This is a genomic window from Anaerosalibacter sp. Marseille-P3206, assembly GCF_900155565.1.
Classification (GTDB): domain Bacteria; phylum Bacillota; class Clostridia; order Tissierellales; family Sporanaerobacteraceae; genus FUHM01.
The window spans coordinates 2,245,945-2,269,047 of the sequence record NZ_FUHM01000002.1 but is presented as its reverse complement, the minus strand read 5'-3'; the positions used below and the strand labels follow the sequence as shown (position 1 = coordinate 2,269,047).

Sequence of the window (23,103 nt, the reverse complement as noted above, 5' to 3'; positions counted from 1 at the left end):
CATATAACTATTTCACTAACCAACTCTAGTTTATGCTAAATAAATCACTTTGTCAATATTATAATTATTTTGAAAAAGGAGACCTAATGGTCTCCTTTTATACTAAATTAATTTATCCATTTCATCAACTAACTTACCAAATAATTTCAACGCCTTATCTATTGGTTCGCTAGTAGTCATATCTACTCCTGCTCTCTTAAGTACATTTATTGCATAATCTGAATCTCCGCTACTTAAAAACTCTATATATCTATCTACAGCTTCACTACCTTCTTTTAGTATTTTCTCTGATAGCGAAATTGCAGATGAAAAACCAGTTGCATATTGGAACACATAGTAATTGTAATAAAAATGAGGTATTCTAGCCCATTCCATTGCTATTTCATCGTCAATTACCATATCAGGACCATAGTATTTTTCATTTAATTTTTTATAACTATCACATAAGTAATCTGCTGTTAGTGCGCCTCCATTTTCAACATATTCATGGATATCTCTTTCAAATTCTGCAAACATAGCTTGCCTATAAATAGTACCTTTAAATTGGTCTAAATAATGATTTAGTAAATACAATTTTTCACTATTATCTTTTGCATTTTTAAGCATATGATCCATCAAAAGAGCTTCATTAGTAGTAGAAGCTATCTCGGCTAAAAATATACTATATCCTCCATAAATATATGGTTGATTCTTTCTTGTAAAATAGCTATGAATAGAATGTCCCATTTCATGAGCAATTGTAAATACATTGTCAAGAGTTTCATGATAGTTTAATAGTACAAAAGGTTTAGAATCATATGTCCCAAAAGAATAAGCTCCACTTCTTTTACCTCTGTTTTCATACACATCAATCCATCTATTGTTGAATCCTTCTTTTAATACTTCTAAATAATTCTCTCCTAGAGGATGTAGTCCTTCTATGATTACCTCTTGTGCCTTTTCATAAGGAACTTTTATATCAGTATCTTTAACTATAGGAGTATATATATCATACATGTGAAGTTCATCTACTCCTAATGCTCTTTTACGAATACTGATATATTTATGCATTGCATCTAAATTGTTATTTATTGAATTAAGTAAATTATCATATACAGATACAGGTATATTGTTTTCATCTAAAGATGCTTCTATACTTGAGTTATAATTTCTTGCCTTAGCATAAAAAATATTTTTCTTAACACAACCATTTAATGTAGAAGCAAAAGTATTTTTAAAGTTTCCATAGGTATGATATAGATTTTCATAAGCATCTTTTCTCACCCTTCTATCTTTGCTTTCCATAAATGGTATAAAGTTTCCATGAGTTATTTCTACTTCATTTCCATTTTCATCTACAATACTTGGGAATTTAATATCTGCGTTATTTAACATTGAAAAAGTATTTTGTGGTGATTCACTTACTTCTGACATTTGAGCTAATAGGGCTTCTTCTCTTTGAGATAATACATGTTCTTTTTTTCTTAAGATTGTATCTAAGAAATGTCTATATACTTCTAAATCCTTTTGCTCATTTATATACTTTTCCATTTCACTTTCATCTAGAGAAAGTATTTCTGGTACTATAAAAGAAGTTTTCTCTTGTACCAAAGCTGCCAAACCCATAGCCCTGTCTGTAAGGGCTTGATAAGTACTGTTTCTACTATCTTCATCAGATCTCATTCTTGCATACACCAATACATTGTAAGATAGTCTATATAATTCATCTTTTAACACCAAAACATCTAATAAATTCTTACTACTTTCTACTGTTTTTCCACTGTAAACTTCAATTTCATTTGCTAAAGTTTTTACCTTTTCAAAATCCTTTTCCCATAATTCATTATTTGCATACATTGACTCTAAATCCCATTTATACTTTACAGGGATCTCTTCTCTTTCTAATAAACCTGTTTTTTCAATATCCATAATAATTCCTCCCTATATAAATAAAATTTAATTAAAATTATTTTATCCTATTTAAAGCTTCAATCATAAGTTTTCTAGCTATAGGCGCTGCACTCTTACCACCTGTAGTCCCATCTTCTTCTAAAATAACACTTATGGCATACTTAGGATTATCTGCTGGTGCAAATCCTATAAACCAAGCATGAGTCTTGCCAGATGCATTTTCAGCAGTTCCTGTTTTTCCAGCTACTTTTATGTTTTTTATCCTAGCATTTGTACCTGTTCCCCTTTTTACTACCTCTACCATCATATCCTTTAGCTCATTTGCCACTAAACTATTTGTAACTGTAGAAATCGTCTCAGTATAATTAGTTTTTATTACCTTTCCATCAGGAGATATAATCTCCTTAACTAATATTGGCTTTACCATATCTCCACCATTGCTTATAGCTGAGGCAACAAGGGCCATATTCAATGGTGTAACAAGTACTTTCCCTTGACCAATGCTAGATGCTGCTAAATCAGTTTTGCCCATACCTTCCTTATATGGAAATGAAGATTTTTTTACAGGTAAATCAAATGGTATTTGATTGTTTAACATAAACTTCTCAGAAACTTCACCAAGCTTATTTTTCCCAACTTGAATACCCATTTGTGCAAAATATGAGTTACACGATTTAACCAATGCTTCTTCTAAATCCAATTTTCCATGAGCCTTTCCACCATAGTCCTTTAATTTATACCCATCTATCTTGATTGAACCACTACAATCATAATTTGTTTCTACATTTGGTGTTTCTAGACTGGCAACTGAAGTAACAACTTTAAAGGTAGAACCAGGTGCATAAAGTCCACTAGTTGCCCTATTTATAAAAGGACTATCAGGATTTTCGACCAACCTTTTCCAGTCTTCCTTAAGTGTACTAGAATTAAAAGTTGGTTGACTAGCCATTGCATAAACTTCTCCTGTTTGAGGATTCATCAATACAATGGCCCCTTTTTTACCTTTCAACAGTCCATTTGCCATCTCCTGTAAACCATGATCTAGTGTAAGTTTTAAGCTATTACCTTCTCCATTTGGCTCTATAATCTTCTTTATTTCATTTAAAGTTGCACTTTCCTTAAGATTTAATAGTTCATTGTTATAAGTTGCCTCTAAACCAGCCTTTCCATATTCCCTATAACTATATCCTATAATATAACCATAAAGACTACCATAGTTGTAATGTCTAATAGATGAATCTTCTGTTTTTTCACTATAGGCTAAAATTTTACCATTTCTATCAAGTATCATTCCACGTAATATATTTTCTTCATCTATCCAAAGTCTTTTGTTGTAACTATTGTTCTTTATTTTAGGTGCTGTAAATACTTGAAAACAACTTAGATACACTATCAAAACTACAAAAAGAATACACATAGCTGTAAAAACTCTTATCATTCTCTTTAGTTCTTTATCCATCTTGCTCCACCTCATCTATATCCAATTCTTCTGAAGCCACTTGAAGAATTCCCAATCCAATAAAACTAGCAATCATTGAACTTCCCCCATAGCTGATAAAAGGAAGTGTAATACCTGTTAATGGTATCATCTTGATTACTCCACCAAATATTATAAAAGCTTGAAATCCAAATAGAGAACTAATACCAAAAGCTACAATTTTAAAAAATTTGTTTTCTTGACTAAAGGCAATTTTAAATCCTCTATAAACTAAAATCAAAAACAACATCATAACTGCAATACCTGTAAATATGCCCATTTCTTCACATATGGCTGAAAAAATAAAATCAGTATGAACTTCAGGTATAAAATCAGGATGACCTAAACCAACTCCTGTACCAAAAAAACCTCCATTGGCTATAGCAAATAAGGATTGGGTAATTTGATACCCCTTATTATCTATTAATTGCCAAGGATTTAACCAAGTTTCCACCCTTATCTTTACATGGTCAAAAATAAAATAACTAGAGATTCCTCCTACTGCCGCTAATACAATATTATAAAGTATCAATCTTCTGTTCTCTTCATAAACATATTGTATAACTAAAAATATTAAATAGAATACTAATGCTGTTCCCAAATCCTTTTGCAAAAATAAAAATCCAATAAAAATATAAACAGCAATTAATATTTTATAACCACCTTTTTTGTCCAAATTATATTTATCTACATTGTTATAATAAGAAGCTATAAAGAATATAAACAATAATTTTATAAGCTCTGCTGGTTGGAAGCTGAATCTACTAATTTTTATCCAGTTTCTTGCACCTCCAATTGTCTTGCCAAATATCAAAGTGATAATAAATAATATTAGAGATACTATGCCATAAAGCCTTATCCATTTATCCCATCCATTAATATTTTTTACTATTAGATAGGAAAGAAAAAAGGCTACAATTCCTATACTCACCCATACAACTTGTTTGGCACCTAAGCTTGGATTTATTCTATAGATCATTATTATTCCTAAGCTTATAAGCATAGTTACAATCAAAAATATATAATGATCTCCTGGAGAAACCCTTACTAATATAAAATTAGAAACATATATAATAAGTACAAGAGCAAGTCCAGTAACCAATGTAAACATGTCAGGCTCTTCAATATTTTGAGAAAATAAAAGCATTAGCCCCATGAGATAAATCAATACCAATAGATTTCTAGGAACTCTATAACTAATAAGTTTTTTAAACATATTTTCAACTCCCTAATTTCTCTTAACAAAAATAAAATCTAATTGCCCTAATCTTATAGTATCACCGTTCTTTAGCCTTACTACATCCATTACCCTATCCCCATTTATATAAGTTCCATTGGCACTGCCTAGGTCCTCTAAATAATAATCTCCCTCATCTTTTACTATACTTAAATGATTTTTAGATATATAAGGATCTTTAATAGTTATAGTATTGTTTTTACTTCTACCTATAGTTATATCTTCTTCTAATGAATATACTTCTTTAATCTTAAATGGAAGAGTATCCTTTTGGTTTATAAGTTTTAAATAGGTATCCTTAACATAGCTAGACAATCCCATCCCCTTAATATCTAAATAAATAAGTCTTATAATACTAAACATAAATAAATATATTATGAGGATAAACAAGTATTTAAATACTAATGACAATATATTATACATATTTTGACCTCCAAAATAATTCTATCTAAATTCAATGTTACCACATTGATTATATAAAGTGAATAAAGTATTTGCTTTTGAGTATAAATTAAATGTGTTTAATTTTGGTTACAAATCTGTTAAAATTAACTTATGACTTATATTTGAGGAGGTGTTTTAATGGCAAAGAAAATTTATCGTTCTTCTACTAATAAGGTTATTTTTGGTGTGTGTGGTGGTTTAGGTGAATATTTCAATATAGACCCCTCCATAGTTAGACTTTTTTGGCTATTGTTTTCTATATCTACTGGTGGAGCTGGCATAATAGCCTATTTCATTTGTGGTATAATCATTCCTGAAGGAGATGGAGTCATATATTATGATTCAAAAGATTCTAGTAATTACAAGAACAGTGCTCTATTTGTAGGCGGATTATTGATAGTTATTGGAGCCATTATGTTAATAAGAAAGATATGGCCTTGGTTTACTTTAAAATATTTTAACTTTACTAAATATTGGCCTATATTATTGATAGTTGCCGGAATTTACATTATATATAATCAGAAAAAAAATAATTAATAAAAGCCTTGATTTATAAATCAAGGCTTTTATTAATTTTATCCATAAATAAATCTATCCTTGTAATTGTATTTATTTTGATATATTGGAAATAATATTTATAACAATATTATTTCTATAAAAATATGGGGTGATTTTATTTGAGGATTCCTAAACATATAGGGGTAATTCCTGATGGTAATAGACGTTGGGCACTAGATAATGGTCTTACAAAGGAAAATGGTTATAAAAGTGGTCTAGAACCTGGACTTAAACTTTTTAAACTATGTGAAGATATAGGCATAAAGGAAATTACCTACTATGGCTTTACAGTTGACAATACGAAAAGGCCAAAAGTTCAAAGACTTGCCTTTACTAAAGCATGTGTAGATGCAGTAAAAATGCTTTCAAAAGAAAATGCTTCCCTTTTAGTTGTAGGAAATACTACTTCAGCTATGTTTCCTAAGGAACTTATACCTTATACTATAAGAAGACAAACCTTTGGAAATGGTGGAATTAAGGTAAACTTTTTAGTAAATTATGGTTGGCAATGGGACTTAAAAAATTATTTAATAGAAGAAAATAATAAAAATAATGCCTTAGACCTTATATATTCAAGAGATATTTCAAGAGTGGATTTAATTATAAGATGGGGTGGTCGAAGAAGACTAAGTGGATTTTTACCATTACAATCTGTTTATTCTGATTTTTATATTGTAGATGACTATTGGCCAGATTTTAAACCAAAACATTTTTATAATGCTCTAGAGTGGTATAATGAACAAGACATTACACTAGGAGGGTAAATATACCCTCTTTTTTGTTGCCTATTTTTATAATAAATGCTAAAATTAATACGACTAAGATATAGGGAGAGATAATATGAAAGAATATGGAGTTTTTGATATTTTAGGTCCTATAATGATCGGACCTTCTAGTTCACATACAGCTGGAGCTGCTAGACTAGGTAAAATTGCAGCACAAATCGAAGGAAATAATTTTTACAAAGTATCCTTTCTACTCCATGGCTCATTTGCAAAAACTTATAGAGGACATGGTACAGATAGAGCACTAGTTGCTGGAGTGCTAGGAATGGAACCTTCTGATGAAAGAATAAGAGATTCACTCAAAATTGCAAAAGAAAAAGGTATAGAAATTGAGTTTATAGAAACAGATTTAGGCTATGAACATCCAAATACCGTTAAAATAATATTCCACAAAACAGATGAAAGCGAATTTTATGTAACAGGTTCTTCTATTGGTGGAGGAAATATTTTAGTAACAGATATTGATGGAACAAAAGTAGATTTTGCAGGTGTTTTACCTACACTAATATTAAAGTATAATGATAAAAAGGGCACTATAAGTAAAATAAGTACAATATTATCATACAATGAAATAAACATTGCAACAATGAAAGTTACTCGTGATAACAAGATTGCCACAATGGTTCTAGAAGCTGATTCTTATATTGATGATAGTGTAATAAAAGAAATAACAAAGTTTAAAGATATATTTTATATAAAGGCTATAAATCCAATAGATAAGAGGTGATCAAGTGTATAATCATGGTAAAGATTTAATTGAATTATGCAATGAAAAAAACAAAAAAATATTTGAAATTGTATTAGAAAAAGAAAGTAGTGTTGCGTCTCTACCTGAAGAAGAAATACGAAATATGATGAGTGAAAACTTGAAGGTAATGATCGAATCATCTAGCTATGCCCTTACTAATAAAGTTAAATCTGTTAGTGGACTAATAGGTGGGGAAGCTATGAAGATTGAAGAATACAAAAAAAACAACAAAACAATTTGTGGTGAAACTATTAATACCGCAATGGCAAAGGCTCTATCAACTTCCGAAATAAATGCATCCATGGGTAAAATCGTAGCAGCTCCTACAGCAGGTGCTGCCGGAATCCTTCCAGGTGCTATACTAACAGCAAAGGAAAAATTTGACCTAAGTGATGATGATTTGGTAAATGGTCTTTTAACTGCATCAGGAATTGGTGAAATAGTTGCAAAAAATGCAACAGTCTCCGGTGCATATGGTGGCTGTCAAGCTGAATGTGGTGTAGCCGCAGCAATGGCTGCAGCTGCAATTGTAGAAATGCTAGGAGGTACTCCTAAAGCTTGTCTTAATGCTTCTAGCTTTGCTCTTATAAACATTATGGGACTTGTTTGCGACCCTATAGCTGGATTGGTAGAATTTCCATGTGCACTTAGAAATGCATCTGGAGTAGTAAATGCTCTTATTTCAGCAGACTTAGCACTAGCAGGAATAGAATGTTTAGTTCCTTTTGATGAAGTCGTAGAAGCTATGTACAAAGTAGGTAAATCCCTTCCAGATACACTTAAAGAAACTGCACTAGGAGGACTTGCTGCTACTCCAACAGGCGAACATTGGAAAAATAAAATACTATAAATCAAAAAACATTAAGGCAGTTATCCTAGGATAACTGCCTTGTTTAAATTACCTAATGGTAATATATTTCCACTTGTTTGTTCTAAATCTTAAATATATAACTATCCATCTAACAAACTGATCCACAAATGTAGCTATCCAAGCCCCTACTAATCCCATTCCTAAAACTCTCACAAATAAATATGCCAATATAACTCTTAATACCATTACTCCAAGAAAAGTAGCTACCAATGTCCAAACTGTATCACCTGCTCCTCTTAATCCTCCAGCTATAATCAATTGAGAAGATTGAAAAGGTTGAACAAAAGCTATTATCTTGAGAACAGTTGAAGCTTCATTTATTATCTCTGGATTCTTTGTATATAAACCTACAATTTTTCCACCAAAAAAGAAAAAGATTACTGCTACTGTACTAGAAATAATGGACCCAATCTTTCTAGATTCCTTAATATATTCTTCTGCGCCTTCTAAATCATCAGCACCTAAGCTTTTCCCCACTAAAGAAGAAGCAGCTATACCAAAAGCTTGCCCAGGTGTAAATGTTAAACTAAGTATATTTAAACATATTTGGTGAGTAGCATAAACTACAGTTCCCAAAGATGCAACCATTCTAACATAAAGAAGTATTCCTATTCTAAAAGCAACTTGTTCTAAAGATGCTGGTACTCCAATTTTTATAAGATTATAAATAATATTTTTATCATATTTAAGGGGAGTTTTTAAACTAACTTTTATCAAATCATCTTTTTTTAATACATGCCTAGCTAGAAAAATGCTAGCAACTATATGAGAAATACATGTAGATATTCCTGCACCAACAACTCCTAATTTAGGAAATCCTAGTAGACCATATATAAGTACTGCATTGCCAACAACATTTATTAAATTTACTCTTAAATTTATTTTCATAGGAGTTTTGGTGTTTCCTGCACCTCTCAAAACTGCTGCTATAGACAAATTAAATGCTTGAAAAATAAACCCTACCATAATTACCTTAAAGTAGTTTTTTCCTACCATAATTGCATCTTGTTGCGCTCCCAATAAACTCATTATATCTTCAGTAAAAAAGATTCCAATAATAAATATTGGCAAAACCAATAAAATTAAATTTAATAATACCACATGTTTAACAACACTTTCTATCCTATCATTTTTTCTAGAACCTATATATCTTGCCACCATAGCAGTACCACCAACATTTAATGCTTGAACAAGTGACAAGCCTATAAAAAGAGGTTGATTTGTAATTCCAACTGATGCAATAGAAGCAGCAGCAATCTTACTATTCTCTATCCTTCCAAGCATCATCATATCAACCATACCAAATAGAGAGCCTAAAAACAACTCAACTAATACAGGTAATGCAATATTTAATACTTCACTTCTAATGTGTTTTTTCTCATAACACTCTTCCATTAACCAACACCTCTTATGATAATTTCGATACTCTAAATATTATAACATAATTCGGAATTTATTTAAAGAATCCTATGGTATGATTGCGTTTAAAAAGACTGAAAATCATTGTGTTTTTCAATGATTTTCAGTCTGCAAGTTCACATTATGGTTTTATTTATTTTTAATATATTTATCAATAGCAGCTGCAGCTTCTTTCCCTGCACCCATAGCTAAGATAACAGTAGCAGCACCAGTTACTGCATCTCCTCCAGCAAAGATACCTTCTCTAGATGTCTTTCCATATTCATCAGCTACTATACATTTTCTCTTACTAACATCAAGTCCTTTTGTAGTTGAAGGTATAAGTGGATTTGGTGATGTTCCAAGAGCCATTATTACAGTGTCCACTTCAAATTCAAACTCTGAACCTTCAATAGGTTCTGGTCTTCTTCTTCCTGATTGATCAGGTTCACCAAGTTCCATTCTTATACATTTAATGCCTTTAACCCAACCTTTTTCGTCACCAATTATTTCCATTGGATTTGTAAGAAGTTCAAAGTTTATACCCTCTTCTTTAGCATGATGTACTTCTTCTACTCTTGCTGGTAGTTCTTCTTCTGATCTTCTATACACTATCCATACTTCAGCACCAAGTCTCTTTGCAGTTCTTGCAGCATCCATTGCAACATTACCGCCACCTACTACAGCAACTTTTTTACCAACTTTTATTGGTGTATCATAATCTTGATTAAAAGCTTTCATTAGATTGTTTCTAGTTAGGAATTCGTTTGCAGAAAATACTCCATTATAGTTTTCTCCAGGGATTCCCATAAACTTAGGAAGACCAGCTCCAGAACCAATAAATATAGCTTCATATCCTCCCTTTTCAAACAATTCATCTATAGTAATAGTTCTTCCTACTATTACGTTTGTTTCTATCTTAACTCCAAGTTTCTCTAAATTTTCTATTTCATGTTTTACAACTGTATCTTTTGGAAGTCTGAATTCAGGTATTCCATATACTAAAACTCCACCTGGTTTGTGAAGTGCTTCATAAATAGTTACATCATAGCCTTCCTTAGCTAAATCTCCAGCACATGTAATTCCAGCAGGTCCTGAACCTATAACTGCAACTTTGTGTCCATTGCTTTCTTTAGCTTTTGCTACTTCAACACCATGTTCTCTACCCCAATCTGCAGCAAATCTTTCAAGTTTTCCTATTGATACAGCATCTCCTTTATTTCCAAGAACACATTTAGATTCACATTGTGTTTCTTGTGGACAGACTCTACCACAAACTGCAGGTAGTGCTGTATACTTAGCTAATATTTTAGCTGCTTCAGCAAAGTTTCCTTCAGCAATTTCATGAATAAATTCAGGTATATTTACTGATACAGGACATTTTGTAACACATTGAGGGTTTTTACAATTAAGACATCTTTTAGCTTCTGCCACAGCTTCTTCTTCAGTATAACCTAAACATACTTCTTCAAAGTTTTTGTTTCTAACTTCAGGTAATTGTTCTGCAATCGGTACTCTTTTAAATCTATCCATTATTTAGCACCTCCTTGTTGACATTTGCAAATATATTTTTCAGTTTTGTCTGCTTCTTCAGGTTTATATTGAGTTTGTCTTCTTAGTGCTTCATCAAAATCAACTATATGGCCATCAAATTCAGGTCCATCAACACAAGCAAACTTTGTTTCATTTCCAACTGTTACTCTGCAAGCTCCACACATACCTGTTCCGTCAACCATTATTGGATTAAGACTTACTATAGTTTTAATACCAAGTTCTTCAGTAAGCTTACATACAAATTTCATCATAATCATTGGTCCTATACAAACAACAAGGTCATATTCTTTACCTTGATTCTTTACAAGATCTTCGATTAATGCTGTAACCATACCTTTAAAGCCATAGCTACCATCATCTGTTGCAACATAAAGATTACCTGCTACCTTTTTCATTTTATCTTCAAGAATTATTAATTCTTTTGTTTTAGCACCAATTATAACATCAACATCAATACCTCTTTCACGGAACCATCTAGCTTGAGGATATACTGGAGCAGTTCCAACTCCCCCTGCTACAAATAATATCTTTTTCTTTTTTAATTCTTCTAAATCCTCATTTACATATTCAGAAGGTTGTCCCAATGGACCAACAAAATCTTGGAAATAATCCCCTACATTGTATTCTGCCATTTTCTTTGTAGAACACCCCATAGACTGAACAACAATATTTACAGTTCCCTTTTCTTCATCATAATCACAGATAGTTAGTGGAACCCTTTCTCCTTTTTCGTCAGCTATTACTATTACAAACTGACCTGGTTGCGCCGCTTTTGCTACCCTAGGAGCCAAAATATCCATAGAAAAAATATTTGGTGCTAGATTTTTCTTATCTACAATCTTATACAATTGTAACCCTCCCTTTTTGTTAGTAAAAGTTAAAAAACTTATAAACAGCCATATTTATTAATAAATTACTATATTTAATCAACCACAATAAATACTATTACATGGTCGATTTTATCACAATATATTTGCTTGTACAATAATTAATACGTTTCTGTTTTTCCCAACAAAGGTAACTGATTGCTATTAATATATATATATGACATTTATATTATAACAAATATTCATACTATTAACCATATTTAAAAATTAATAAGGATAGACTTTTATGCCTATCCTCATATTTTAATGATTTAAATTCATTTTATAGCTTCCAATAGTCACTTCCACAAAATGTTCTCTACCATCATTTACTAAATTTATATACTTTTCCTCTAATTGCTTACCGTCAATTTTTATATTACTTTCTCCTTTATTTATTTTATAAGGATTTTTAACTTCTATATTATAAATAGTTTCTAGATATTTATATTTGATTTTATAGCTTTGCCATTGTTTAGATATACAAGGGTCAATGTACAATCTATCATTTATTTTCTTAAAACCTAAAATATACTCAAGTCCAACTTTGTAGTACCAACCAGCTGAACCAGTATACCAAGTCCATCCTCCCCTACCCATATGAGGTTCTCTACTATAGACATCTGCAGAAAGTACATATGGCTCTACTTTATATTTATTACATTCTAAAAAAGTCCTAGTATGATTAATTGGATTTATCATATTGAAAAATTTTAGAGCCTTATCACCTTTTCCCATCAATGCAAATGCTCCAATTACCCAAGCTGCAGCATGGGTATATTGACCACCATTTTCTCTGACTCCAGGTACATAACTTTTTATATATCCTGGTTCTAAATCTCCTTCATCAAAAGGTGGCTTCAAAAGAGAAATAATCCCTTCTTCTCCATTTACTAAATATCTTTCTAATGAATTCATTGCCTTTATGCTCTTTTCTTCACTTGCTAAATTTGAAATAACACCCCAAGATTGAGAAATGGAATCTATTCTACACTCATCATTTACTTTTGACCCAAGTGGTGTACCATCGTCAAAATATGCTCTCAAATACCATTCTCCGTCCCAAGCATTATTGTCTATTGCATTTTTTATTTCATCTATTGCATTTGTATATCTTTCTATAGATTCCACATCATTATACATTTGACACAAGGGTACAAATCTCTGCAATACATCTCCTAAAAACCATCCAAGCCAAATGCTTTCTCCTCTTCCCTTGCTGCCAACATTGTTCATGCCATCATTCCAATCTCCAGATTTCATTAGAGGTATTCCTCTTTCACCAAAGATTAGAGATCTATCAATCGCCCTTTTACAATGTTCATATACGGAACCTACAGTTTTAGAAATACTTGGTACCTCATACCTATCATGTTCATCATCTCTTAGTATTTGGCTTTCTATAAATGGAATTTCTTCTTTTAAAATATCAACATCTCCTGTTATTTTTACATATTCTGATACTGCATAAGGCAACCATAACAAATCATCAGAATATCTACTTCTAATACCCTTATGTACTTCAGTTAAAGGTGTAGGATGCCACCAATGTTGTACATCTCCTTCTAGAAACTGATGTCTACATACATTAAGTATTTGTTTTCTACACTCCTCTGGAAACAATAGTGTTGCATTCATAACATCTTGTATCTGATCTCTAGCACCATAAGCTCCCCCCACCTGATAAAAACCCGCTCTTGCCCACAGTCTAGAACTTATAGTTTGGTACATAAGCCAACTGTTCATAAGTACATTCATAGACTCATCAGGAGTTTCAATTTTTATTTTTCCTAATTTTTCTCTCCAATATTTTTTTACAAATTTAAATTCCTCTTTAGCCCTTTCTATTTCCCTATACTCTTTAACAAGTTCATATCCCGTGTCCTCATCCATACTCTCTCCCAATAAAAATACTATTTCCTTTTCTGTATTCATTGGTAAAGTAATATTTATTTGTATAGCACAACAAGGATCATATCCCAGTCCTGTTGTATTTGAAAAACTCTCTCTCTTTAATCCTTCAGGCTCTTTAAAATTGCCTAATAAACCAAAAAATTCACTTCTATCTCCAGTAAAACTACTTATATCTTCTGATGTAGATACATAAATACTTGAACCAGCAAATTCTGTATTTGTAGTGTTTTTTACTGTAAATACCTTTCCCTTCTCATTCATATATGTCTCAATATGTTTTGCTGTAAACTCATCAGTAACTCCTAATACAGGCCTTATATAATATACAATTGATAACTTTCTTTCCTTAAGAGAATCATTTACTAGTTTTACTAAGTTTATCTTTGCATTATCCTTAAGTGAAACATACATAGTTAAATTCTCTTCTAAACCATGACTATGATGATTAAAATGTGTATACCCCTGACCATGAGTAATTATATAATCTTTACTTTCCCTTATAGGCGCTGGTGTAATATTCCATATCTCACCACTTTCATCATCCCTTATATAAATGACTTCACTTGGTACATCTATATAAGGATCATTATACCAAGGTGTTAGCTTGTTTTCTCTGCTATTGTGTGCCCAAGTAAAACCAGTACCATTTTCAGTTACTAGAAAACCAAAATTTCTATTTGCAATAACATTTACCCATGGCAGTGGAGTATTCATATTTGGAGATAAAATCATAGTATATTCATTTCCATCCCTTGAGAATCCTCCATATCCATTGAAATATTTAAGGTCTAATTGCCTTGAAACCGTTGGATACTCAACTATATCCTCGCTAAACTCCTTAAAAGGAATACTTTCTGAAAGGACACTTTCCTTAACTATTCCCTCTTCCCCATTGATTATCATATCTGCCCATTTGAACAATAGTATTTTTCCTTTTTCATTTATATCCTTTGACTTAATAATAAATATATTGCCCCTTCCGCTAGACAAACCACCTCTAATTTCATACACTAACTGATGAATCTTTTCAAATAATGGTTCAAAATAAGAACCTTCATCTTCATTTAATATTACTAAATCTACCAACAATCCTTTTTGATTCCAATATCCATGAGCTTTTAGCATTGTTCTAAGAGTATCTAGGCCTTCCATTGACTTAATCCTTAAAAGTATTAGATAATTATCCCCAGATATCCCATATGCCCAAAGCCCTTCCTGCCCCATTGTATTTTTTGCAATTAAATTATTGTTTTTTCTTTTGTTATCACCATTTTCAAAAATGATATTTGGTAACAATTCATCAAACAATTTGATGTCTTCTTGTTTATAATCTAAATAGCTAATCTCTGTTTGACTCCTAATAAAAGCTAATTCAAAAGCTCTTTCTAAACTCAAATCATCCCTATACTTTTTAATGAATTGTATAGCTTTTTCTTTGCTATCAAAAATACCTGTTATGAAATATACAGTCTTACTTTCTCCACTTTTTATATTTAATCTCTTCTTTAAACTCATAATAGGATCTAATACAGTTCCGACTGTATTTGTTAAATCCTTATATGCTCCTTCTGGATTTGATAGTTCATTTCCTCTTCCGATAAAACTTGATCTACTTGTTTCGTATTGTAGACCACCTTCCTCCAATTCGTCTCCAACCAAAACATGAACCATCCAAGTAGGTGTTTGACCCTTCTTGTTATTTCTTCTATTTGCTAGAAGAGCATTATATTCATCAATCAATTCTGTTTTAATAAATAGACTATTAAATACTGGATGTGCTAAATCAGATTTATAGCTATCCCCAGTTATTTCTAAGTAACTAAACAATTCTAAAAGGATATCGTCCTTGCTACGATTATTTATTGTTACTTTTCTAATTTCTCCATCTTCTTCAGGAAATAAAATAACATCCATTTGAGTTTCTATATCATCATCACTTCTAAAATATGAAACTTTATAATCTGAAAATCTCACTTCATATTCTTTAGGTTCTGCTTTAGTTGGTTCATATGTTGTAGACCATAGTTTGTTATTATTTAAATCTTTTACATATAAGAAAAAACCATATGGTCTAACTTTAGAATCCTTCCTCCACCTGTAAAGATGAATGTTTTCTTTCTTTGAATATCCTGTTCCACTATTGGTTATAAACATTGAATAGTTGCCTGATGATAAAATATGACAATTAACATCCTTTAGCGATGCCTTTTTATATTTTCTAAGTACCAGTTCCTTCTTTTGACTTTCTTCATATCCCAATTCCAAAGTATTTTCCTTTTCTTTAGCAACTATTATATTCATAGGTATTTTTTCTTGTAAAAGTATTTCTCCACATTTCATTACTGGATTTCTATGAAATCTTTCAATTAAAATATCTCTATTCAAATAGTTGTTTATAGACAAAAATATCATGCCTTGATGGTGAGTCATATAACTCTTAACTATGGCCTTTCCCATATTTACAGGTAGTCTTTTAGCTGTATAGTCAATTGCCTCATAAAAACCATATTGTCCTTCCATCTTTTCTTCTGTTAATTTCTTCATATTTGAAATCGCATCATCTTTATCTAAATTGAGTGCTAGTATAGAAGCATAAGGGGAAATCACCAAATCCTCCTTGAGACCTCTTTTAAATCCCAATTGCGGTAAACCAAATGCTCTATACTGATAATTAAGGTTTACATCAAATGCAAAAAAACCAGACTCTGAAATCCCCCAAGGTAAACCCTTTTTGCTGGAGTATTCTCTTTGAGCTCTAATCGCAGTCTTATATGATTCATCTAACAAAGTGTTTTTATAGTTTTTCATAACCAATATAGGCATCAGATATTCAAACATTGTTCCTGTCCAAGATGCTAAACATCTATATCCATCCCATAAAACAAGGGACCTATTAAGTTTATACCAATGCTTTTTAGGCACTTCCCCTCTACATATGGCAATATAGCTAGCAATTCTAGCCTCAGAAGCCAATAAATCATAATAGGAATTTACCATTTTATTATCCTCAACAAAATAACCTATGGAAAATAATTCTTTTTTATTATCATATAGAGGAGCAAACTTTGTATCTTCAATTAAAATGTCTATTCTAGAAATTATATTTTCTATTTTTAAAATCAATTCATTTATATTGTTATACCATCTTTTTAAAATATCTATTAGCTTTTCATCTACTACATTTTGTAATGCATTAATATAATAATCCCTTAAATCATATAGAGAAGTATCTTTACCAAGTTTCTCGAAATTATATTCTAATGTTTTTATAATTTCACCATTAGGTAAATAGCTATCATACTCCGCTAATAAACTATCTACCATATCCAAGCAACTATCTAACCACTTATCAACTAAACCTTTCTCTTTTATCTTTTCTAGCTGATTATATACTCCTTTTAACTCTATATCGCTTTCTGATTTTAATAATCCTATTAATATAGAAATATCTTCTTTTACCCTTTCATCCTCTATAAGTTTCATCGTATCTTCTATGCCTTCAAGTAATTTGATATCTATTAGAGGACTCTTTAGATATTCTAAAAGTCCTTCTTTCAAAACATACAAATAAGAAACAAAATTTCCACTATCAACTGTAGAAATAAAAAATGGCTTTAAAGCTTGTAAAGATGTTGTACTATACCAATTGTATAAATGACCTTCCCATTTATCCATTTTCTCAATTGTTGATATAGTATTATCTAAATACATTGCCATTTTAGATGTAGTTATATACCCCATATCCCTTGCAGACATTATAGACAATAATAAAAAACCAATATTAGTTGGAGAAGTTCTATAAGCTAGCCCATTGTATGGATATTCCTGAAAGTTATCAGGAGGCAAATAGTTGTTTTCAGCATTTGTAAAAGTCTTGTAATACTCCCAAGTCTTTCTACCAATTCTTTTTATGATTTCAACATCTACATTTTCTTCTGTTTGTAGTGTTTCTTTACTAATCACATAAGCTACTATAGGTGATATCAACCATAGTACTCCTATAATTATCGACAAATAAAATATTTGTGGTGCAAGTAAATATCCTAACAATATAGTTAACACACCAAAAATAGGTCCCGTCTTCATCTTAATAATATAACTTTTCAAATCATTTGTTAGTTTCTTTTCCATATCAAAAGCTGTTGTCCATTCCAATAAATTAGTTTTCGAAAAACAAACCCTATATAAGGTTCTAAAAATGGCATCTAACATTAACCAAGCTTCATAGGGAATGAACATAAGAGTAAGTAAAGCCTGATAAAAACTTCCTTTTACTCCTGTAATCAAATCTCCATTGAGTTTGAATCTAGTTTTAATAAAATTGTTATCTGTTATATAATTCAATAAAGATGCTATAGGAGAACTAAATAATACTAAAAGCATCAATCCCATCCAAATGTATGTATTCCCTGGGAAAACCGTCAAACCCAATAAAATAAGTAAAAGAATACTTATCTGAAGGGTACTTCTTCTTAAATTGTCAAATATTTTCCATCTTGATAAGTTTGAAATAGGATTGTTTTTCCCTATACTAAGCCATCTTATGAGTTGCCAGTCTCCCCTAACCCATCTATGAAGTCGCATCATATAAGATGTATATTTTTCTGGATACCCATCCATTAATTCTATATCCGTAGCTAAACCTGTTCGAATATAGCTACCCTCCAACAAATCATGACTAAGTACTGTATTTTCTGGTATAGCTTTTTTTAAACATCTTTGAAAAACTTTTAGATCATAGATTCCCTTTCCTGTAAATATACCTTCCCCAAATAAATCTTGATATATATCTGAAACAGCTGTAGTATATGGATCCATTCCTCCTTGCCCAGCATATATTCTTGAAAATATGGATTTATTTGAACTTTCAACATCCACTACTATTCTAGGTTGAATCAATCCATATCCTTCAGTTACTATACCTCTCTCTTCATCTACCTTAGCTATATTTAATGGATGAGATATAGTTCCAATAAGTTTTTTAGCAGTCTCCAATGGCAATTTTGTATCAGCATCTAAAGTGATTACATATTTTATCTTATCTACAAGATGATTGATATCACTTGATACAATTGAAAAGCTAGTATCCTTATCACCTAATATCAAGCTATTAAATTCTACCAATGCACCTCTTTTTCTCTCCCAGCCCATCCATTTATTCTCTCCTTGAGAATAAGTTCTACATCTATGGAAGTAATAAAATATATCTTCATCTGTAGAATATTTTTTGTTTAATTCTCTAATTAAATTTAACCCAGTTTCTATAATCTTTTCATCTGAATCTGTATGCTCTAAATCTCCATCTTTAAAATCTCCAACAATTGCAAAGTATAAGTTTTTTTCTTTGTTAGATAAGAAATGTACTTCTATTTGTTCAACCATTTCTCTAACCCTAGCTTCATTAGGTAAAAGTGTTGGAATAACTACAAAAGTTTTAGATTCTTCTGGTATGCCTTCATGAAGATTAAGCTTAGGTAATATAACAGGTTTCTGAATCTTGAAAAAAACTCTATTAACTATGGAGATACATATAGTCAAAACTGGAATAAAGGTAACCAAAAATACTAAAATAGTCATTCCAAAATTACCACTATTGACAAAAGCATATCTTGCTAACAAAAAAACTACTGTCAATGAAAGTACCAATATGGAAATTGTATACGGTTTTTCGTTTTTAAAATATAATCCATGTCTATTATCTCTTTTGCCTAAGCTTTCAAATACCTTGCTTCTTCCCTTATCAATTATGTAATATCCTATATGACTTTCTTTATCTCCATTCTCCTTGTCATAACTATTCATTGCTAATTCTAATGCAACTTTAGCTACAACAGTTTCTTTAGTATTCAAGGACTTTGCCATTTTTTCTACATGAAATCTATAATAATTTTTTGTTTCTAAATCCATATTTTCATATACTTGAAGGGGATCTTTTTTTAGTATTCCTTCAACTATACATAAATTCTCAAATATACTTTCCCAATCTAAATTTGAGATGTTTTTTAGACTTGTAATACAGTTACCTATCTCCAATCTCGTAATTGATTGTCTATTATATTCATTTTCTATTACAGTTTTAATACTTGTACCAAGGTAGTTAAGTTTTTTATCAAGTATTGCAGTCTTACCATCTTCACCTGTTTTTCTAAGTCTAATAAATATTCTTTGCAAAAAGGTAGTATCCATATTTAGCTTATATGCCATGTCACTTTCTAAATCTAATACACTAGATAAAGATATAGCATCTGCCTTATCCCAAATCATCTTTGTTTTATAAATCTTTTCACAAATATTTTTTGTATATTCTAAAAGTGCAATTGAAAGCATCATACTAATAGAGGAAACTTCTTTGATAGAAAGAGTGTTTTCTCTCTGATAAGCATTTACAAAGTTTACTATATCATTTTCAGTTATAGCACCTTCTGTATGAGATATGAGTTCTAATGCCAAGATATATACTCTAGGGTATCCTTTTAGCTGACCTTCTTTTAGTACATTTAACACCATCTTCTTTTCTGATTTTAGACTTCTTCTTATCCCCTTATATTGAAGTTCTAAAATATAAAAGTTGTCAAGTAACCATTCAGAAGCCCTTGGCAATTCCCTATTCTCATTTGCATCTCTATTTAGCTTTAAATATATTTTTTCTATTTCCCTAAAATTCTTATCTAAATTAGAGATAAGAAAATCTTTAACATCTACTTTTCTACCAAGATTATGTCTTATCCCTAATTCTCTACCATGATTCATGAGTTCCTCTTTAGTCAACAGTACATCTTCTATTTCAATGGATTTATATTCTTCATCTCGCAAATATATTGCTATGATAATTATCAATAATATTAGAATAGAAAATCCGCCTATATACATGGCCAACATCTTGCTCATTCCTTTCTGCTACTAGTTTACCTTTCACTTAATATTTCATTTATCTTTTCATAATAAAGATTTGATAGTTCTTCAGCATATTCTTCAGAAAAACCTTCTGCGTAAATATTGAATATTGGTTTTTCATTGTCAGGTAATATTAGTACCCATCCTTTATCATTTACAATTCTTGCACCTTCAACAGTTTCAATAGGATTATCATCATTTTCTATAATGTATCTAAGTATTCTACCTTTTTCTTCCCAAGGGCATTTGACCTGACCTTTAACGTAGTAGTAAACAGGCAATTGTTCAATCAAGTCACTTAATTTTATTTTATATGAAACTAAATAATCTAATATTTTCCCTGTTCCTAAAATGGCATCAAAATTAATAATATACTGATATATACTGCCTTGTTTAAAAATCTCATTTAATAAATCAGCTAAATTGGTCTTAGTAAGATAAACCTTACCACCATAATCTCTAACCAAATCCTCTACTACTCTTGGAAAATTGTATGGTACAACTATTTTGTCTAACTCTCCACTCTTAAGCCCCATGAGAATTGACAATAAGGAGAATTTTTCTCTATCCATGACATTGCCCTTATCGTCAATCAATGTCATGTTCTCTCCATTTTCACTATAAAATAATCCCAAATCAAAAGAACCTTCAACTACTTCTCTTGATATAGCTTTTAATTCACTTTCTCCTGCATTTTCTAATTGTCTACTTGTCACTTGACAACCAATGCTTTCTAAGTATTTTCTAGCCAATAAGAGAATTTTTCCTGAAATAGAACTTATCATTACCTTTGGATTTTCTCTCTTGATAGTAGATTCATTTTTGAGTAATTTTCTTCCTTCCCTTATGTACATTGAAGAAAAACTATATATTCTAGTTACATCTTCTATCCTGTCTCCATTACATCTAGTAAAACCTTCTGAACTAAAGGCATTTTCTATTTTTCTTTCAAAATTTCTATCAATATTGGCACCGCTCTTATTTATCAATTCTATTTGAATCATATTTTTGTCATTGGAATTTGAACTAATATGAATACCACCATTTCCACTAAAATACCTTACAGCAAATCTACACATAGGAAGAGTTGCATCACTAATATCAATAACCTTAGCACCAGTAGATAGTATCCCAGAAACGAGTGAGTTTTTAACTAGTTTTGATGAATTGTGCTCATCACTACTTACTATTACAACTCCATCTTTGCTTACAACAGTAGCATAAGATGAACCCAGTCTAGTAGCAAATTCCGGATTGATATCGATATTTATATTTCCACCAATGTTTCTAGAGCCAAAGATATTTTTAGATACTTTTGAACCCCAAACCAAATTTTCATTTACCTTTGTATTTTCTTCAATTAATTTATGAGGCCAAATCTTAATATTAGGACTTACAACAGCTCTCTTTAATACTGTTGAAGATGAACCTATGACTGAACCTTCGAATAATTTAACATGGTCTTTTATTTGCACAGAATCACAAATTATAGCTTTTCTTGTCTCAACATCTTTTGATAGAAAAACTGTATCCCACATAATAGTTCTCTTTAAAGAACAATTATTATCTATATATGAGTTGTCTCCAATAACAGTATCTGAATCTAATACAGTACCATTTTTAATAATACAATTTTTGCCTATATACACAGGAGGAATAATTTGAACACCTCTTTCAATTAAAGTTCCATCTCCTACCCATATTCCATCCTCTATTTCCTCTGATTTAAAATCAGCATGAACTCTCTTATTTAACAAATCTTCATGAGTTTTTATATAAGAGTTTATATCTCCTATATCATTCCAATACTCCTCAGTTACATACCCATACATAGGAACATTGTCTTTTAAAAGCCTTGGAAATAAATCCTTACTAAAATCAAAGTTTTCACCTTTTTTATAATAATCTAGCACTTCAGGTTCTAGTATGTAAATTCCAGTATTAATAGTATCGCTAAAAACCTCTCCCCAACTAGGCTTTTCTAGAAACCTAGTTATTCTACCATTTTCATCTGTTATTACTACCCCATATTCCAAAGGAATTGGCTCTCTTTTTAAAACCAAAGTTGCCTTTGATTTCTTCTTTTTATGAAAATCCAATGCCTTTTGAAAATCCATATTTGTAAAAGCATCTCCACTAACTACCAAAAAAGTACTGTCAAGAAACTCTTCTGCATTCTTCACACTACCTCCTGTACCAAGTGGACTTTCTTCTATGTAATAGTTCATCTTAACACCAAATTGTTCACCATTACCAAAATAATCTATAATTGATGAGGGCATATAGTGTAGTGTAACTGCTATATCCTCAATCCCATAACTTTTCAATAAATTAACTGAATACTCCATAACCGGCTTGTTCATAATAGGAACCATAGGTTTTGGAATATTGCAAGTAAGTGGTCTAAGTCTAGTTCCTTTTCCACCAGACATAATTACTGCTTTAATTTCAATCACTCCCTACTTTT

Annotated in this window: 13 protein-coding genes; 4 read left to right on the top strand and 9 right to left on the bottom strand. The window is 30.9% G+C overall.

The genetic code is table 11. The annotated features are described in order from the left end of the window. Window positions 1-102 precede the first annotated feature (102 nt). From pepF to BQ9840_RS12180, 4 genes are read right to left on the bottom strand one after another with little or no spacing between them, the layout of a single operon-like run. A complete protein-coding gene (gene pepF, locus BQ9840_RS12195) occupies window positions 103-1,908 on the bottom strand; it encodes an oligoendopeptidase F (RefSeq protein WP_077370029.1) in 1,806 nt (601 codons plus the stop codon). A 37-nt stretch (window positions 1,909-1,945) separates the two neighbouring features. Next, on the bottom strand, window positions 1,946-3,349 hold the full coding sequence (locus BQ9840_RS12190) for a peptidoglycan D,D-transpeptidase FtsI family protein (protein WP_077370028.1): 1,404 nt from the start codon (window positions 3,347-3,349) through the stop codon (window positions 1,946-1,948). Beyond that, the gene (locus BQ9840_RS12185) at window positions 3,342-4,583 is read right to left on the bottom strand and encodes an FtsW/RodA/SpoVE family cell cycle protein (protein WP_077370027.1); all 1,242 of its coding nucleotides are present in this window, start codon (window positions 4,581-4,583) and stop codon (window positions 3,342-3,344) included. Before BQ9840_RS12185 ends, BQ9840_RS12190 begins: the two co-directional genes overlap by 8 nt. A 12-nt stretch (window positions 4,584-4,595) precedes the next feature. Next, window positions 4,596-5,027, bottom strand: coding sequence for an FHA domain-containing protein (locus BQ9840_RS12180; RefSeq protein ID WP_077370026.1), 432 nt, complete (start codon window positions 5,025-5,027; stop codon window positions 4,596-4,598). A gap of 159 nt (window positions 5,028-5,186) precedes the next feature. Here BQ9840_RS12180 and BQ9840_RS12175 point away from each other — a divergent pair, with 159 nt between their 5' ends. The 4 genes from BQ9840_RS12175 (at window position 5,187) to sdaAA (ending at window position 7,989) form a co-directional block, all read left to right on the top strand. Continuing rightward, a complete protein-coding gene (locus tag BQ9840_RS12175; RefSeq protein WP_077370025.1) occupies window positions 5,187-5,585 on the top strand; it encodes a PspC domain-containing protein in 399 nt (132 codons plus the stop codon). Window positions 5,586-5,725: 140 nt separating this feature from the next. Then, window positions 5,726-6,370 (top strand): polyprenyl diphosphate synthase, encoded by a 645-nt coding sequence (gene uppS, locus BQ9840_RS12170; protein ID WP_077370024.1) that lies wholly within the window; start codon window positions 5,726-5,728, stop codon window positions 6,368-6,370. 76 nt (window positions 6,371-6,446) lie between these two features. Beyond that, a complete protein-coding gene (gene sdaAB, locus BQ9840_RS12165; protein ID WP_077370023.1) occupies window positions 6,447-7,118 on the top strand; it encodes an L-serine ammonia-lyase, iron-sulfur-dependent subunit beta in 672 nt (223 codons plus the stop codon). A gap of 4 nt (window positions 7,119-7,122) precedes the next feature. After that, the gene (gene sdaAA, locus BQ9840_RS12160) at window positions 7,123-7,989 is read left to right on the top strand and encodes an L-serine ammonia-lyase, iron-sulfur-dependent, subunit alpha (RefSeq protein WP_077370022.1); all 867 of its coding nucleotides are present in this window, start codon (window positions 7,123-7,125) and stop codon (window positions 7,987-7,989) included. A 48-nt stretch (window positions 7,990-8,037) separates the two neighbouring features. Here sdaAA and BQ9840_RS12155 read toward each other — a convergent pair whose 3' ends face one another. From BQ9840_RS12155 to BQ9840_RS12135, 5 genes are all read right to left on the bottom strand, one after another. Further along, window positions 8,038-9,405 carry an MATE family efflux transporter gene (locus BQ9840_RS12155; protein WP_077370021.1) on the bottom strand — a complete coding sequence of 456 codons (1,368 nt, stop codon included), beginning with the start codon at window positions 9,403-9,405 and terminating at the stop codon, window positions 8,038-8,040. Between the two features lie 153 nt (window positions 9,406-9,558). Further along, a complete protein-coding gene (gene gltA, locus BQ9840_RS13150) occupies window positions 9,559-10,941 on the bottom strand; it encodes an NADPH-dependent glutamate synthase (RefSeq protein ID WP_077370020.1) in 1,383 nt (460 codons plus the stop codon). Continuing rightward, the gene (locus tag BQ9840_RS13145; protein WP_077370019.1) at window positions 10,941-11,810 is read right to left on the bottom strand and encodes a sulfide/dihydroorotate dehydrogenase-like FAD/NAD-binding protein; all 870 of its coding nucleotides are present in this window, start codon (window positions 11,808-11,810) and stop codon (window positions 10,941-10,943) included. The genes gltA and BQ9840_RS13145 overlap by 1 nt, the downstream gene beginning before the upstream one ends. A 282-nt stretch (window positions 11,811-12,092) precedes the next feature. Continuing rightward, the gene (locus BQ9840_RS12140; protein WP_077370018.1) at window positions 12,093-20,630 is read right to left on the bottom strand and encodes a GH36-type glycosyl hydrolase domain-containing protein; all 8,538 of its coding nucleotides are present in this window, start codon (window positions 20,628-20,630) and stop codon (window positions 12,093-12,095) included. Window positions 20,631-20,647: 17 nt separating this feature from the next. Then, a complete protein-coding gene (locus BQ9840_RS12135) occupies window positions 20,648-23,092 on the bottom strand; it encodes a sugar phosphate nucleotidyltransferase (protein WP_077370017.1) in 2,445 nt (814 codons plus the stop codon). Window positions 23,093-23,103: the final 11 nt, after the last annotated feature.